Here is a 15,981-nt window from a genome sequence, read left to right as displayed (position 1 = left end):
CGCTCAGCGCCGCTCCATCCCGAAGACCTGCACCCAGTACGTCGAGAACAGGGTGTCCGGCTTCCCGTTGTTCACCGATCCACCGAACAATGTCCAGTCCGGGTCCATCAGGTTCTCGCAGTGCCCTGGGCTGGTCAGAAGCTCCTGCACGGCCTCCTGCGCCGTGATCGGCCCATACGCGATGTTCTCGCCCACCGCCCCCACAAAGCCCAGCGCCGCCGCCCGCCGCTGCGGTGTGCTGCTGTCGGTGGGGTTCACGTGGCCCCGGAAGTTCAGCTGCACCATGTCCCCGGCGTGCCGCGCCGCGGCGCCGGCCAGCCGGGGGTCCCATTTCAGGGGCGGCACGGCGTTCATCAACTTCCCGCCGCACTTCTGACCCTGGAAGCGGGCCCGGTTGGTCGCATCCAGGAAGGCCGTCATCCAGCGCTGCGACTGGCTCAGGTCCACCCGCGCCTCGGTGGCCAGGATCACCTGTAGGCGTGTGCCGTCCAGCGCCAGCCCGAAGGCCTTGAAGCCCACCATCTTGCCGCACTGTCCCCGGATCTGCGCTTTGACCCACGCCACATCACCGTGGTACGTCATGCTGAACGAGGAGAAGTCGTGAGGCCGGAACTTCTGCCTCTTGAGGGCCGCGTCGAGTTCATAGCCGTTCAGCAGGTCCGCCGCCGCGAGGCTGAGGGGCACGTTCAGGGCGGGCGTCGCACCACAGGCGGCGAAGGCTGAGCTCAGGGACCGCGCCATCGCGTCCGCTACAGCGCTGGTCGGTGCGCTCTGCGCCTGGGTCACGCTGAGCATGCCGAGCAACAGAACCTCACGCTGCCTGCGCCACCTCCAGCCATATCCCACACCCATCAATTGGCGGGCTTGACCGGCAGCGGCTCGTACACCTTCTTGCTGCTCCCGTTGCTGAAGGTCACGTTCGCCGTGACATTGATGCTGGTGTAGACCCGATCGGCCCGCGCCCGCACGTTCAGCGGCAGCGTGAAGATCAGGTTGTTGCCGTTCTGCCGGAAGGCTATCACCGCTCCCCCACTCGAGGGCCAGACGTCGGTCGTCTCCAGCATCAGCTTCCCGGTGCGTCCTCCCTCGCGGTACTCCAGCTCATAACGGAAGGTCGCGCCCACCGGCTGGGCTCCGTTGGGCACTGTCTCGATCACCAAGTCACACAGGTGGGCGCGGCCGGCGACCAGACCCGTGCGCACCGCCCCAATCCCGGTGTCACGGCAGGTCGTGAAGTACCAGCGGGTGAACTTAGGGGCAGCCGTTCCACTCGGAGGCGTGAGCACCACGTTGGACTGCGGCTGAGCTGAAGCGGACGTCCTCGCCGGACCCATCGCGCAGCCGTTCACCTGTCCCCAGGCAGTCGCGAAGCCGCCCGCCGGGAAGGTGTAGGTCAGCGCCTGTCCGCCCGAGGACCGATTGACCCGGACCACGAGTCGTTTTCCGCTGACCAGACCGTTGACCACCTGGCGCACCGCCGTAGAGTTGATCGCCAAGGCAGTGGTCTTCACCTCGTCGTTCTGGTTCACCACGCTGCTCAAGTCCCGGCTGGACAGCACGATGGGCGCGTCGCTGCCCAAGCGCATGGTGACGGCGGGCATCAGGCCGAGGGCAGCGTCCTGCTCGCTCAGCAGATCGTTCTTGGAGTTGAGGGCTGCCCACAGCTCTGGCCTTCCATCGTCGGCACAACGGAAGGTGAGGTAGGTCTGCTCAGCCAAGTCATTGACCTCGTAGATGATCACGAAGCTGGTGTTCACGTCGGTGATCGGGTCGGTGCGGCTGGAGTAGTAGGTCTGCGTGCCGGGGACCCGGTCAATGGCGTGGACGCTGCCTGCGGCGAGGGCGGCGAGCAGGGCCAGTCCGCGGGCCCGGAGGCTCATGCGTGTCATGCGGTCATGATGCCCGCCCCTCTGTGCTCCGGCAAGCGAAGTTGACCATGCGTAGGCGCACCCCCAATGGGTGATCAACAACCCGAGGAAAGCCCTTCAAAGCCAGAACCTGAGACCGGCAGATCCGCATAGAAGTGGCCCCGCCGAGCGCGATACAACCCCGGGAAGACGACCCCCTTCATGGCCACCAACTCTTTGAGCACAGCCCCGAGGTCATCCCCAGGGAGTTTTCCTCATCCCCTTGATTGAGGCCGTCCAGGAGAGCATTCAGAGACGCGGCGATGTTCGGGGGATGACCCCATCCTTATCCCCATGGGGATGACTCATGACCTTTCCTCCATCCCGTCCCCGTTCAGGGCTGGGTGAAGATAGGTACTGAATCAGACTATGCTTGGCAGTCAACCGAGCAAAGAGTCAAAGTGATGTGACAGATGAATGCAGATGATATGCGGGAGACGGAAAGGTGAGCACAGGATTTTACATCTCCAAGGTGGGAACGACCATCCTTACAATCCACAACTCTAAGTTCAAGCGGAATGCCGCGAGGCGGCCTACTCGTCACAGGCTAATAACGTGAGTGGCTACGTTTACGTCCTGAGCAATGCCAGCATGCCGGGGCTTTTGAAAATTGGGCGTACCCGCCAAGATCCCTTTAGCCGTGCTCAATCGTTGCGTACCACTGGTGTTCCCACACCATTCAGAGTCGAATTTTGCCTATGGAGCCCAGATCCTGCAGGATTAGAAATGCATTTGCATCAAACCTTCGCGTCCCGACGGATTGAACGAAGTCGTGAGTTTTTCCAAATGAAGGTGCATGAGGTTGTTTTGGAGGCGCTCAACCAAAGTTCCCAACAAGTCGTTGAGCAACTCATTGATCCGATAGTAGAGACTACATCTGCGCAAAACCCGACAGTGCCCTGGTATGTTGTGCGTGCTGCATTCGATTTATTACTGAAGCCCTCTACGGAAGGTCGAGGCATGTCGCCCATACTGTCTACACATCTGACTCAGCTCATCAAAACACAAGGTATGGGGGCACTTACCGCAGTAATGGCCGCTGTCAATGAAGGACATCAACAAGGGGCAGCGATTCTAGTTACACAGGTGTTGATTGGATCAGTCAAGGTTGAACCAGGCGATTGGCTCAAACTTCTGGTGATGGAAGGTGGGCCGACCCTATTCTGGGCAGTGCAAGCAGCACCTACGCTGCGTCCCGCACTGGCCAATATATTTTTGACACTACTTCAAGAACCAAAACGACTGACGCCGCAATTGGTACTTGGGTCCACCGACTTAATGCGCACAGGAAATTTAAATCCAACAGACATCCTAAACCGACTACAGTTATATCCAAACTTTGTCAGTGCATTAAGCAGTCACATATCCTCAGAGCTTGCTTCACCTTGGCTTTGGCGCTCTCTTCATGTGCCCTCTCCAATGCACCTACGGCGCCTGTGCATATGGCGTGATCTGCTGACATTGCAAAATCCCGATATGTTATCCACATGGCCGACGAAAGTGCGCGGCTGGCCATCGCACATCTGGCCTCCTGAGCACGCTCCCCAATTGTCCCAGATGACCGTAACAAATGCTGATCATGTAGTGAAATATTGGAGCAACTTAAAATTAGAGGGCTAGACACGCTAAATATCCTACGCCGTTTAGAACATGCCAAGCCAGGAAGGGGCCGGGCGTCACCACCTGAAGCAGAAGCCCTCGAGGTGACGCCACCGTAACCATATCGACTTCGACCAGCGGACTCGACCGCCAGCGGGGTCATTCACCCACCGACACCGCCGAACAGACCAGGAGCCCCAGCGGCCGGCGTACCTTCTGCGTCCCAGTAGCGTCCTGTCTCACCGGTCACCACCCGGTAGTCGATGCCCAGCGCCGCAAAGTACCGCCTCGCGGCCCGGATCTTCCGTTTCTCGCTCTCGAACCGCAGCGTCGCCTCGTTCTCCGATCCCTTCGTTTCGCGGACGAGTTCCACGCGGGTGTGCTCACCCGCGAGCCGCACGACGCCCCAGTCCGGGTTGTAGTTCCCGATCACGCGGGGCAGGCCCAGTTTGAACTTCGGGGGGAACTTGAAGTACACCGCGATGTGATCCCCGTCGCTCCGGAGGGACTGCTCCACGAAGGTCCGCTCGACGTCCGAGTCGATCTGCACCCGGTCGTACAGGGCCTTCCCGGTCTGATCCTCGATCAGTTCCCGCTGCGGCTGCTTCACTTCCGCACCAAAGAACTCCTCGGCCGGGCCGATGTCGGACGTCTCGCCGAAGTACTCCACGCGGCGTGCCACGTGGTCGGCCAGCACGTCCTGGAGCGTCGCGACGAAGACGTTCGTCCAGCCTTCCGGGTTGATCAGCAGTTTCTCCTTCACGTCGTCCGGGAGACTCTGGAAGATGTGGATGAGCGTCGCCCGCGTGAGATCCGTCTCCCCGGCGGCCCGGCCGATGAAGTCCGGGATGGGCTGCGCGTGCGCTTCGGCCTGCACGGTGACTGTCTCCCTGGGCAGCGTCACCTGCACTTCGAAGCGGTACGGTTCGCTCGGGCTGACCTCCACCTCGTTGTCGAACTTGATGCGGGCCTCACCGTACTGCTCCCAGACGCGCTGCAATTTCCACTTGCGGAAGTGCTGACGGCGTGCGTCGCCCACCGGGAACTTCGTGCTGAGGTCCTGCTTCTCGTGGAGGACCACCTGCTGCTGCGAGGTCGACGCGGACGTCAACCCTAGTGACGGTTGTGATTCGGCCCGGGAATCGCGGGTGTGAATCTGCAGTACAGCGGCCTCACCGATCACCTTCTCGAGTCGCACTTCGTACTGCCGGACGATGAACTGCCCCCGGCTGACCGTCATCACCGGTTGCGGGAACTTTGCCGTCTTCAGCGCGGCCACGGCCTCGTCCACCAGCACGTCCGTGTCCACCTCGATGCGGTACGCGAGCCGCTTGCAGAGCTTCTGCCAGAACGCCTGAAACGCCTCACCCTGGAACAGCTCGTCCCGGCGCCTGGCGACCGCCTGCGACGGTTTCTTCGGCGGCGGGGGCGCTCCCTCCCCGTCATCCGCATAGTTCTGCTGCAGGTTCGCCACGTACGACTCGTAACTCTCGTTGGCGATCACCGTCAGGATGTTCAGGTTGAACCCCTCGGGGCGGTTCCCGTCCTGGTCCACGCACAGGCGCAGGCCACGCCCGATCTCCTGGCGTTTCTTGGTGCTGCTCACCGTCTGGTTCAGCGTGCAGATCTGGAAGACGTTCGGGTTGTCCCAGCCTTCTTTCAGGGCGCTGTGCGCGAAGATGAACGAGACCGGTTCCTCGAACGACAGCAGGCGCTCCTTCTCCCGCATGATGAGTTTGAAGGTCTCCTTCGCCTCGTCACTATCGGCCTTCTGCAGCTCGTCACTCACCACTTCCCGGTCCTTGACCCTCTTCGAGGCGAAGTACCCCCGGTGAACGTCCCTGGCGTCCAGCACCGGCCCGTCCGCGTACATCGGCTGGAGTTTCGCGTACTCCTCCTCGAACAGCTTGCGGATGGTGCCGGGCTGCCCCTGGTAGTTCGCGACCCGGTCGATGAAGAACAGCGACAGCACCTTGACGCCCTTGCCTCGGAGCTGTCGCTGCCGCTCGAAGTGCGTCTGGATGGTCTCGCGGATCTGCGCTCGCCAGATCTCCGTCCGGGACCCGATCACCTCGTCCCCGGTGCCGAACTCCTCACCGTTCTCGAACCGCACGAACCCCGGCAGGTCGTCTTTCGCCACGCCGATGCTCTCTACGACGAACCCCTGATGGTCGGGGTTCTTTGTCTTCTTGAAGAGGTCATCGCCGGATTTCAGGGTGACGACCTGCTCACTGCCCACGCCGTCCTGCATGACCACCGTCTTGACCTTCGCGGTGATCGGGTTGCGGGTGATCTCCTCGATGCGGAACTGCGGCACGTTCAGCCCGGAGAGGTCACTGATGCCCACCACCTCGATCTGCTTGACGAGTCCCTGCCGGAACGCCTCCAGCGGCGTGAGGCGGTAGACGGTGTTGGGCGTCTCCCCCGGACGGTGCGTGGCCGAGTAGCGCAGCACGAACAGCGGCTTGAGGGTCCGGATGGCCTCCTTGGCCTTATCGCTGCCCATGTTCTGCGGTTCGTCCAGAATCACCACCGGGCGCGTCTCCTGCACCCACTGGTAGGGCAGGCGGGCCCCGGCGAGCTTCTCGGTCGGCTTGTAGAAGTTGCGGCCGGCCGTGTTGAAGCTCTGCATGGTCATCACCATGACCACCGGCGTCTGACTCTGCGCGAAGTTCCGCAGCTGCCCCAGCCTCGCCCCGTCGTACTCGATCAGGCGGAAGTTCGTCACGCCGTACAGTTGCTCGAAATGCTTCCGGGTGATCTCGAAGGATTTCTTGACCCCTTCCAGGATCGCCACGCTCGGCACCACAATGATGAACTTCCGGAACCCATGCCGGCGGTACAGCTCGTGCATCGACCGGAAATACACATACGTCTTCCCGGTGCCGGTCTCCATCTCCACCGTGAAGTGCGGCGCCCGGTGGGAATCGTTGCTGACCCCGTCGAGCATCATGCCGTCCGCCTCGGCTCCCATCTCCAGACCCCGCATCGGGACGGGTGCCGCCGGGTACTGCGTGTTGTGCTGCCCCTGAACGAATCCCAGGTTCTCGGCCAGCCACTCCTCGTCCAGCATCTCCGCGTCCGGCAGGTTCGGGAAGACCTCATCGAGGATTGTGCCTTCAGTGTGGGAGGCCGAGAAGCCCTCAAACAGTTCGAGCACGCCGTCCAGCGCCGCTTTCTGGTGCGGCTGATCGGCACTGAATTTGAACTCAAAAGCCATTGCCGTGGCCTCCAGCGGTGATCCAGGCGCTCATGGGTTGATCCTGACGAGTTCCACGTTCACTTTGGCCGCGTCGTCGTTGTCGTCGTAATCCTGGAAAAAGGGGCTAAGGCTGGTGCCCGCCACGATCTGGCCGCTGTTCAGGACGACTGGATTCAGCGGATCGTCGAGTGTCCCGATGCCGACCCGGCCGTCGAAGTTGAACGACTCGTCCACCAGGCCCGCCTTGCTGAGCTTCACCAGGGATGGAGCACTTTCTGCCGACTTCTCAGGTTGCACTGTAGCGGTCAGGACGAAGCCGTCCTTGGTGGCCGCGAGATCGATGCCGTAAGCGGAGTGACCGAAGTCGTACGTCACCGCACCTTCTTCACCGAACTCAGTGTCCCGCGCGCCGTCTGGGAGGTACTGGGCCACGCGAATCTGGTTCATGGAGTCGAACGTGTTCATATCCATCCTGGTGACGTTGGCGATCGTCAGCATCTTGCCGTCGGGCAGGAGGCTGACGCCCGTGCCGTACACGTCCGTGTCCTCATCCCGTGCGGAGAAGGTCACGAACCCATTGTTCCCGAACGAGGTATCTGGCGACCCGTCACTCAGGTACCTGGCCAGGTAGAAGATATTTGGATTTCTGGTCTCCCAGTCGCCGTACTGGGTGTAGGCCGTTCCCACGACAAGAAGCGTGTCTGCGTCTCCTAGTTCGACGTCATTTGCAGATCCGTATTCCTGGATCCCCCCGACGATGCGCCCACCGCTCCCGAACGTCCGGTCCACACTGCCGTCCGGATTGAACCGCACGACAAGTGACTTCCCGTTCGTGAGGCCACCAGACCCGCCCATTTCTGTTCCAGCGCTCCCGACAGCCACAACCTTGCCGTCAGACTGCACAGCCGCGTCTCTCAGGCCGTGGTACTCCAGACCATTGACGGCGTAGTTGACCACGCCCCCCTTCCCGAACGTCGTGTCGAGCTTCCCGTCTTTCGTGAACTTCGCCAGCACGAGCCCGGCCGATTCGTACTGGTCACTTCCGACCGCGATGACACCGCCATCCGGCAGCACCAGCAGTTTGTAGACAGTGCCCTTCGCGCCGGTGCCCACGGCAAGGCCTTCCTTCCCGAAGCCCTTATCGACGGTGCCATTTCGGTTGAGGCGGTACACCGCGAACCGTTCGTCTTTCTGGCCCCCCACGAGGATCTTCTCGTCCGCCGTGGCCGCCAGCGCGTTGGCATGATCGCGCTTGAGGAAGACGCCCAGCTTCATCTGCATGACCCCACCCGACCCGAACGTCTTGTCGGACGACCCGGAGAGCGCCTGCACCGCGAAGGCCAGCGGCAGCTCGTGGGTCTTGCCGTCCGCGGAGAACACCACGGCAGGCTGGCCGTCCACCGCAGTCGCGGCACCCTCAGCGGCAGGAGCCGCGCTCGCGGCCTGCTTCAACGGGGCGCTGGCGGTGGCCTTCAGCGCAATCTGACCACTCGTCTGCGTCTCTGCCAGCGTGGTGGTCGAACCCGTCACGCCCTCCGGCAGGTTCCGCAGGGACACGGTCACGGGTCCTTTCAGACCCTCGTCACGCTCGACGGACACCTGCAGGGTGACGGCTCCCCCCTGCTTGATGACGACCTTCTGGGCAACTTGAGGACGGAAGTCTTTCGGAGCGCAGGAGACCAGGGTGGACAGGGCGAGGGTGACCAGCAGGGACGCGCGTCGTGACGTGATGTTCAGCATATTCATTCCGTTGAGTGAGGGCATTACAGGGTTTTCACTTTTGCCACGGCGTCCGCCAGGCGGATCTTGCTCTGATCCGTCAGGCTCGATTCCAGGCAGATGAACGTGTCCTTCGGGTACTGGCTGGCCTGCTCGACCGTTTCATCGAGCAGCTTGTCGGCCGTCAGGGAAATCAGCAGGCGGTGGCTGCGCTCCGGGTGCGACACGACATACACTTGGTCGCTGAACTCGGGCGCCTGCTCGATCCTGCTGTCCAGCGGGAAACCTTCCAGCAACATCATCTCCGTGATGACGTTCTGGGAGTTGAAGTCAGGCACGAGAGCTCCCGAGCCCTTGAAGTCCAGGCCGCCAAGCTCGGCAACGTTTTGAACCGTAATTGGTCGGTACTTCCGTAAATTTGAAGGTGTGGTCTGGTAGACCCGGAAGCCCCGGTCCGCCTTGCTCTCTGCTTTAATTTTTTTGGCAGCCCGACGCACACGCTCGGCGGTCACTTTGCTAATAGTGGACAACCCAGCCTTCATGGCTTCTGAGCCGGGTTTGCTGGCTTCTGGTGCTTGGACTAGAATGAAGCGTCTATCTCCATCGTCTGCATCGTTGACTTCCATCACAGCCTGTCCAGTCGTACCCGAGCCAGCAAAGAAATCCAGCACGATATGTCCATCAACGCCAGTAGTTGCTAGTTCTACGATGCGCTTGATCATTCGCGTGGGCTTTGGCGTGTCAAAGGCATCGGTCGCCTCAGAGAACAATGCTTTGAATTCCTTCTTTGCTTCATCGCTATGGCCGACTTTGTCATGAGACCACCACGTATCGCTAACGACTCCTCCTACGTCAGAAAGGTATCTTTTATACCGTGGAGTTTCGTTTTCCTTATTTATTCCCCACCAAAGCCTCCCCTCTTCAATATGTTTTTGGTGCTCAATCTGTGAATATGCCCAGACCCTTGATCTGCTCGGCCAAATCTCCTTACCAGTTTTAGGTTGTATGATGGGATAAAATAAGTTCGGCCTCTCTTCGGCCGTTTTATTACAAGTATAGTTGTCTGATGCCCAGTCCCCTCGAGGATCTCCGTCGGGATTTTTGTAAAGTGCATTTTGCGCTTCGCTACGCGCCATCTTACTAATCAACGCGATCTGCCTTCCAGCGTCGCTATACTTTTTTTGCTTAGCATATACCATAATATATTCGTGCATATATGATAGATTCACGGTATCGTTCGCAGGAGCATACTTCTTTTGCCATACAATATTGCCAATGAAATTTTCATCACCAAATACTTCACCGCAGACAAGTCGAAGATTGTTTAACTCATTGTCGTCAATAGATATGAAAATTAAACCATCGTCCATAAGCAGCGAGTGAGCCATCTTAAGACGCGGATAAATCATGTTGAGCCAGTTGGCATGAAAGCGTCCGCCGGTGCGCGGATTGCTGACGAGTAAGCCCTCAACGTCACGCTGCCCTGTCTCCTCCAGGTACGCTTCCGTAGACGACTTGAAATCGTCGCGGTACACGAAGTCGTTGCCAGTGTTATAGGGCGGATCGATGTAAATCAGTTTCACCTTCCCCGCGTATGCCCTAAGAAGCGCCTGCATCACTTCCAGGTTGTCCCCTTCGATGATCACATTTCTGGTGGACTGCTCGTTTTCTCCCTCGCCGGGTTTTGGGGCAAGCGTTACGGTCGGTGCAGATGCGGCTCGCTTGCGCGCCTGCTTCTTGCCAGGCCAGCTCAGCCCATAGAAGTCTGCATCCTGCCCGACCGCTTCGTTCGGATCTTCAAGCAATTCTTTGAGGGCCTGCGGGTTGAATCGTCCATCAGGGAAGGCCTCAGGGAACAGGGCTTTGATGGCCTCGATGCGGTCCTCGTCCAGTCGATCTGGGCGTTTCAATTCTTCAATCATGGAGTTTTCCTTACGTGACGGCGTTAGGGGCAGGCTGTGCCAACGGGGGCGTTTCAGTTCGCTGCGAGGAGTTGGCTGCAGGGTCGTCCGCCCAGCCTCTCTGGAGTGCGGTGGCTGTTGATTCCAACTCGCAGAGACACTGGTAGATGAATTGAATGGTGTCGGGCGGCGTGGTCGTCTCGACCTCTTTGCCTAGGCACCGCAGGACGAACACGCCCTCTGACGTCAGCTTCAATCCCATCGGCAGTGAGCTCGACAGGACTTTCAGCGTAAAGCTGATGTACCCCTCGTCCAGCTCTGGCGGCTGGATCACGTCTATAGAACTGGAAGAGTAGTACGCGCCGCTTTTGCTCTGTTCGTCCGACAGGGTCTTCGTGATGGCCTGGATGTACTTCTCGATAGCGGACCGGTGAGCAGTCCGAATCTGCTTTTGCTGATTGAGAAAATCTTTGAATGCCTGTCCGTTCATACGTCACCCCGGTCAATGTCTTCAGCGTCGGGCAGCCTGTCGCGGTTTAGGGTTTCCATGTTCGCATCCACCCACTGCCCCTGCTCGCTACTGGCCGCGTACTCGTTCATGGCGTCCTGCAGCACCCGTTCCGGGTTCATTCCCGGTGTGGTCTGCAACCGGAACTGGCGGTAACTGTCGCAGGTAAAGCGCACGTCGCAGTTGGCGCACACGGCCGTCCCGAAGGGCTGCCGCGCACCGGGGCGGATCGGGGCTTTCAGTTTCTCCACGGCCGGGGGCATGAAGTGGCGTTCCTCAATGCGGTCCACCACAGTGCCGAACCGCTGGACGGTGTCCTCAACGGCGTGTTCGTCCAGGGGAATGTTCAGACAAGGTCGCCACTTCAGAATGGCCGCGTCGATCACCCGGTCGTCCCCGCTGCGGAGCGCCTGGCGGAGTTCCCGCGTGGGACGGGTCGCGATGATAGCAGTCTCGTCCAGCGCTTCCCCACGCAGGCCCTGCCAGATGTGGGCGTAGAGGTTCAGTTGCTGCACGTATTGATCGAGTTGCCCGGCGGCAGCGTCGGCGTCCAGGTGCGTCTTGACGTCGTACATGGTGGTCCGGTCGCCTTCGCGGACGATGTCGACGACGCCTTCGAGCGTGAACTTGCGCTGCTGCGGCGTGCGCTGTTCGGGGAGGGTGAGTTTCACCTCGGTGTCGGTGACGCCGTCTGCCACGTCCCGCATGCGCCGGTAGTACAGCAGCACCTGTTCCCTGGCGGCTTCCTTGATGTTGGGCGTCACGGCCCGGCCGGTTTCGAGGCGGATGCGTTCGTAGTTCTGCTCGAACGCGTCCGTGATGAAGTCCTCCATGCTCTGTGTCATGCGGTCACTCCTTCGCGCAGGGCGATCACGCGGTTGTGCAGGTCCTCGATCGTCTGGTGCACGAGGTTCCCGAAGAACATGCCCCCGGTGCGGGAATCCGCGAAGTCGTACTTCCGGAAGATCATGTACGACCTGGGGCACTCGAGGTACCGCAGGTAGTCGGCCGTGTACGAGTAGCTGCGCATGGTGTCGTCCGACTCGGCCCCTGCGGCCGGCACGGTGCTGAGGTCCAGATCGGGGATGCGGGTGACGTTCCCGTCCAGGAGCGTTTTGAACGAGTCGTGAGTGGAGTACCCCCGGCCCTTGATGTGCCCGACGACGAGGAGGTTCTGCGCGCGGCTGAGGGCCACGTAGAACATCCGCATGGTGTCGAACTGACTGACCTTCTCCAGGGGTTCGTTGTCGCCGCTCAGGAAGGGCCGGATGAGCACCTCGACCGTCTGCGGTCCCATGTCCTTCTTCATGACGCTGCCCAGCACCACCACCGGGAATTCCAGGCCCTTGCTCTGGTGGACGGTCAGGAACGGAATGCGGCCCTTCGGGAAGGGCACTTCCTCGTCCTCGTACTCGCCTTCGCCGAGGCGGAAGAGCGCGAAGAGGTACGACCCGACGAACTGGTTGCGCAGCAGGTCGTTCTCGAAGGAGTGCGCCGTAAGGATCGTCTGCGTCTCCTCCATGAAGCGGGAGACGAGTTGCGACACCAGGCTGAGGGTCGTGACCGGCCCCTCGTCCCGGCCCTGCTCGGCGAGGTCGAACATGCCCTTGAACGGCTGGAAGGCCGTGAGTCGGTAGAAGAGATCGAGGACCGTCCAGTCGAGCGACGTGGCCCGGTTGACGGCGTAACTCAGCGTGACCGGTTTCCCTTCCGCCTGCCGTTCACGCGCCACCCGGTCGAAGTGCTGGTTCCCGATGCCGGTCCTGGCCCGGTTGCTCAGGCCGGGGGCGTCCATTAGGGCCCGCTTGTGCTTCGCCGGGTCGTACGGGCTGATGGCCGCCCAGCCCTGCTTCTCCAGGACGGTCATGAACGCCTGGTAGTCCCGGCGGACCCCGGCGATCTCGGCCTTGCGGTCCTGCACGAAACTGGCCAGGCGGGGGTCGGCCCGGATGACGTCCCTGGCTTCCTTCTCAGCGGCGTCGAGCCAGTCGTGGTAGAGCTTGTAGTCCCCCCCGTTGAATTCGATCTCGCGGGGCGTGCGGCCCAGCACCTGGATCATCAGACCGAGCATCAGGGTCGCCTCGTCCGTCTCGATGAACCGCCCGGCCCGGGGGGAGTAGACCTTCAGGTCCACGTCCGCGAGCGCCTTGGTCAGGCGCTGCGCGGCGGACGATTTCACGGACGGGAAGAGACACGCGATCTGGTTGGCGTCCTGCACCTTGCCGGAGTCGATCAGGGACCGGATCAGCGCCGCGATTTCGATGCAGACGCTCTCCGGTCCCGCCGAGCTGCTCACCGCCACGGAGGGCCTGGCGTCAGCGCTGTGCGCCTGGATGCCTTTCCCTTCGATGCGGTACGCGCCGCCACCCGGCCTCGCCCAGTGCCCACCGTCCATGTAGCCCGTGTAGAAGTCCACCACGCCCTTCCTGGACCGGTAGTTCGTGTTCAGGGCGATGCGGGTCGGCGTGCGGCTCAGGTGCTGCTGGCAGCGGTCCGGGAACTGTACGAAGTTCTCCACGGTCGCGCCCCGGAAGCGGTACAGCGCCTGCTCGTCGTCTCCCACCACGCAGATATTGCCGCACCTGGCCAGCGCGAAGTACAGCTTCTCCTGAATCGCGTTCGTGTCCTGGTACTCGTCCACCGTGACGTACTTGAAGAGGCTGCTCGCCTGCGGGTTCGCCGCCACGACCTTATAAGCCGCCTGCTGCAGCAATGAGAGATCCACGGACTGCCCGAGCGTGGACAGGTAGTACGCGTACAGCCTCAGGGGGAGGTCTAGGTCGGGGTTGGTGTTCTGCGTGAGGAGGTCATCCGGGGCCAGGTTCTCCTCACTGAAGCGGTTGAAGAGACTCTGCAGGGCCACGACGGCCTTGTGCCGTGACGCGCCCCGGTTGCCGAACACGAGGTTCAGGCGTTCCTGCACGACTTCCAGGTCGTCCTCGATGCCGAGGTGACTCAGGGCGTCCCGCCAGAACCGCTTGCGGTACAGGTGGAAGTACTGCTCCAGGGCGTCCATCACGACCGGGGACTGTGACCGCTGCCGTCCCGGGGAAAAGGCCCGGTCGGTGAGCAACCGGTTGCACAGGGAGTGCACGGTCCCGATGTACATCTGGGAGAGATCGAAAGGTTGCCCCGTGCGGTTCGTGACGAGGCCGAGCAGGGAGAGTAGGCCGTCCCGGAGCTGCTTGGCGGCCTTCTCGGTGAAGGTCGCCAGGAAGATCTCCTCCGGCTGAACGCCGTGGAAGACCATCAGGTTCACGGTGCGCCACAGCAGCACGCGGGTCTTCCCCGACCCTGGCCCGGCCACGAGGAAGAGCGGTCCGTCGGTGTGCAGGATCGCGGCGCGCTGCGGGGCGTTGGGCGTGAAGTTCGCCTCCGCGAAGAGATCATCCAGAGTGAGTGGGGGCACAGTGCCCGCATTCTGCCCCTGGACGGGCCTGGAGGCACGCTCACATGCCGCGCGGGGACGGCGCACCTGCGGTCACGTCGTCCCCGCGCGGCCGTCATACTGCCGGAGATGCCCCAGTTCAGACGGCTGCCCGTCCGTGACACGGCCCCGGAGAGATTCTTGCTGCTGGAACGCATCCGGGCGGCGCGAGTCGCAGAAGGCACGGGGGCCAGACGGAAGCCGAAAGCAGTTAGGGCCAGCAGCGCGGAGACTACTCCGAAAGCTGCGGCGGACGGCAGTGAACCGAAGCGGCGTGGACGGCCCCGCAAGGTGCAACCGGAAACGGACACCGTGCCAGTTTCAGAGCCAGTCAGCGTTGCGGCCGACGTTACCCCCAGGGGACGGGGCCGTCCGCCAGAGGACGGGATTCCGCAGGCCAGCAGTTTCGAGGACGCCTTGAAGAAGCTGGAGGAGCAGAAGCTTCAGCGGGCGCAGGGGGCGCGGCAGGTCGGGTTGTTCGAGGAGTAACCGCCGCAAGGCACAAATGAGGCAAGTCGGCGCTGGCAGGCCACATAACATCGGGGCATGGAGACTCCAGCAACCGCCTTTCCCCTCACCGACCGGTTTATCAAAGCGCTCACCCTGGCCCACAAGTGGCACACCGGGCAGTACCGCAAGGGCACGCGCATTCCCTACATCTCCCACCTGATGGGCGTGGCCTCTGTGGCGTTGGAGTTCGGCGCGTCCGAGGATGAGGCCATCGCCGCCCTGCTGCATGACGCCCTGGAAGACGGTCCGGAAAACCTGGAGCCTGAGGAAACGATGCGGGCTAAAAAGCGTCAGGAGCTGGAAGACCATATTCGCCGCGAATTCGACACCGAAGTGGCCCGGCTGGTGTTGGGGGCCACCGAGGAAACGCCGCTGGTGAACGGCAGGAAAGCCCCCTGGGAGCAGCGCAAGGGAGAGTACCTCCACAAGCTGGTAAGCCGCGAACACGTCAAGGACGCCTCGGCCCTGCTCGTCAGCGCCGCCGACAAGCTGCACAATGCCCGCAGCATCCTGACCGACGTGCTCACGGCGGGCGACACGGCCGAGACACGGGCCGCCTTCTTCGACCGGTTCAACCAGGGCCAGCATGGGACCCTGCAGTACTACCGGCTGCTGGTGCGCGCCTACCGCCTGGCCCCTGGCGCGGCAGGGCAACCTCGGCTGCTGGCCCTGATTGCCGAACTGGACCGTACCGTGACCGCGCTGGAAGCCGCCTGTGATCTGGATCAGGACACGGTTGCCGCCTTTCCGCTGCTCAGGCCGGTCGGAGAGCAGCTGGCTTGATTCCAATTCTGTCCCCTGGTCGTGACAGAGCTTATCAAAGAATAGAGAGGGATATATAATGAAAAAGGAGCTGATTTAAATCAGCTCCTCGTTGTTTTCTTTCTTCGCTTGCTTGCAAGCATGCAAGCTTGCTTGCAAGATTTGATTTTTGTCCCCTTCAAGTGGCAAGAGCTTCATTTCTAATGTATTAAGTCTTGACATCAATATCCAAAGGCCCCATTCTGTCAGCGGGTCCTGAGGAGGGATCTGAAACTCCGAGATGGAGATGTAAAGGAAATGAGGGTCGGAACCTGACGGCCTGACACAAAGTATGAGAAAGCGTCCCCGGTAGGGGACACTTTCCGTTTGTGACAACCGAAAATGCCACCGGGGACGCGTCCCGACTCTACCAAGCCATCTTCGGCCACATCCAGTGTGGGTTGTGG

The 15,981-nt window shown here is 61.4% G+C and carries 10 protein-coding genes and 1 pseudogene; 3 read left to right on the top strand and 8 right to left on the bottom strand.

The window, feature by feature from the left end:
- Positions 1 to 3 precede the first annotated feature (3 nt).
- Both IEY21_RS06915 and IEY21_RS06910 read right to left on the bottom strand, forming a co-directional pair.
- Positions 4 to 795, bottom strand: a complete 792-nt coding sequence (locus IEY21_RS06915) for a CAP domain-containing protein (RefSeq protein ID WP_188902930.1) — start codon at positions 793 to 795, stop codon at positions 4 to 6.
- 56 nt (positions 796 to 851) lie between these two features.
- Complete coding sequence (locus IEY21_RS06910; RefSeq protein WP_188902767.1) at positions 852 to 1,889, bottom strand: hypothetical protein; 1,038 nt, start codon at positions 1,887 to 1,889, stop codon at positions 852 to 854.
- Positions 1,890 to 2,462: 573 nt separating this feature from the next.
- On the opposite strand from IEY21_RS06910, the pseudogene IEY21_RS17105 reads away from it, so the two are divergent.
- Positions 2,463 to 2,699 (top strand): annotated as a pseudogene (locus IEY21_RS17105) (GIY-YIG nuclease family protein); the annotation flags it as partial.
- 970 nt (positions 2,700 to 3,669) lie between these two features.
- Here the strand turns inward: IEY21_RS17105 and IEY21_RS06900 are convergent.
- From IEY21_RS06900 to IEY21_RS06875, 6 genes are read right to left on the bottom strand one after another with little or no spacing between them, the layout of a single operon-like run.
- On the bottom strand, positions 3,670 to 6,726 hold the full coding sequence (locus tag IEY21_RS06900) for a restriction endonuclease (protein WP_188902763.1): 3,057 nt from the start codon (positions 6,724 to 6,726) through the stop codon (positions 3,670 to 3,672).
- 30 nt (positions 6,727 to 6,756) lie between these two features.
- Complete coding sequence (locus tag IEY21_RS06895) at positions 6,757 to 8,448, bottom strand: NHL repeat-containing protein (RefSeq protein WP_188902761.1); 1,692 nt, start codon at positions 8,446 to 8,448, stop codon at positions 6,757 to 6,759.
- 23 nt (positions 8,449 to 8,471) lie between these two features.
- Entirely contained in the window at positions 8,472 to 10,349 is a 1,878-nt protein-coding gene (locus IEY21_RS06890; protein ID WP_188902759.1) for a site-specific DNA-methyltransferase, read from the bottom strand.
- Between the two features lie 10 nt (positions 10,350 to 10,359).
- The gene (locus IEY21_RS06885) at positions 10,360 to 10,818 is read right to left on the bottom strand and encodes a hypothetical protein (RefSeq protein WP_188902757.1); all 459 of its coding nucleotides are present in this window, start codon (positions 10,816 to 10,818) and stop codon (positions 10,360 to 10,362) included.
- On the bottom strand, positions 10,815 to 11,681 hold the full coding sequence (locus tag IEY21_RS06880; protein ID WP_188902755.1) for a PD-(D/E)XK nuclease family protein: 867 nt from the start codon (positions 11,679 to 11,681) through the stop codon (positions 10,815 to 10,817). Before IEY21_RS06880 ends, IEY21_RS06885 begins: the two co-directional genes overlap by 4 nt.
- Positions 11,678 to 14,245: a UvrD-helicase domain-containing protein gene (locus tag IEY21_RS06875; protein ID WP_188902753.1), complete on the bottom strand. Its 2,568-nt coding sequence runs from the start codon at positions 14,243 to 14,245 to the stop codon at positions 11,678 to 11,680. The genes IEY21_RS06880 and IEY21_RS06875 overlap by 4 nt, the downstream gene beginning before the upstream one ends.
- 330 nt (positions 14,246 to 14,575) lie before the next feature.
- On the opposite strand from IEY21_RS06875, the gene IEY21_RS06870 reads away from it, so the two are divergent.
- Positions 14,576 to 14,752 carry a hypothetical protein gene (locus IEY21_RS06870; RefSeq protein ID WP_188902751.1) on the top strand — a complete coding sequence of 59 codons (177 nt, stop codon included), beginning with the start codon at positions 14,576 to 14,578 and terminating at the stop codon, positions 14,750 to 14,752.
- A 57-nt stretch (positions 14,753 to 14,809) separates the two neighbouring features.
- Positions 14,810 to 15,556 carry an HD domain-containing protein gene (locus tag IEY21_RS06865; protein ID WP_188902749.1) on the top strand — a complete coding sequence of 249 codons (747 nt, stop codon included), beginning with the start codon at positions 14,810 to 14,812 and terminating at the stop codon, positions 15,554 to 15,556.
- The last annotated feature ends 425 nt before the right edge of the window (positions 15,557 to 15,981 follow it).

This window comes from Deinococcus aerophilus (assembly GCF_014647075.1).
GTDB classification, from domain to species: Bacteria; Deinococcota; Deinococci; order Deinococcales; family Deinococcaceae; genus Deinococcus; species Deinococcus aerophilus.
The sequence above is the reverse complement of the archived record's forward strand: the minus strand, read 5'-3'. Positions and strand labels throughout refer to the sequence as shown.

Coding starts and splice junctions, on each gene's coding strand:
- IEY21_RS06915 (WP_188902930.1), bottom strand. CDS start 795: ATGCTCAGCGTGACCCAGGCGCAGAGCGCACCGACCAGCGCTGTAGCG.
- IEY21_RS06910 (WP_188902767.1), bottom strand. CDS start 1,889: ATGACACGCATGAGCCTCCGGGCCCGCGGACTGGCCCTGCTCGCCGCC.
- IEY21_RS06900 (WP_188902763.1), bottom strand. CDS start 6,726: ATGGCTTTTGAGTTCAAATTCAGTGCCGATCAGCCGCACCAGAAAGCG.
- IEY21_RS06895 (WP_188902761.1), bottom strand. CDS start 8,448: ATGCTGAACATCACGTCACGACGCGCGTCCCTGCTGGTCACCCTCGCC.
- IEY21_RS06890 (WP_188902759.1), bottom strand. CDS start 10,349: ATGATTGAAGAATTGAAACGCCCAGATCGACTGGACGAGGACCGCATC.
- IEY21_RS06885 (WP_188902757.1), bottom strand. CDS start 10,818: ATGAACGGACAGGCATTCAAAGATTTTCTCAATCAGCAAAAGCAGATT.
- IEY21_RS06880 (WP_188902755.1), bottom strand. CDS start 11,681: ATGACACAGAGCATGGAGGACTTCATCACGGACGCGTTCGAGCAGAAC.
- IEY21_RS06865 (WP_188902749.1), top strand. CDS start 14,810: ATGGAGACTCCAGCAACCGCCTTTCCCCTCACCGACCGGTTTATCAAA.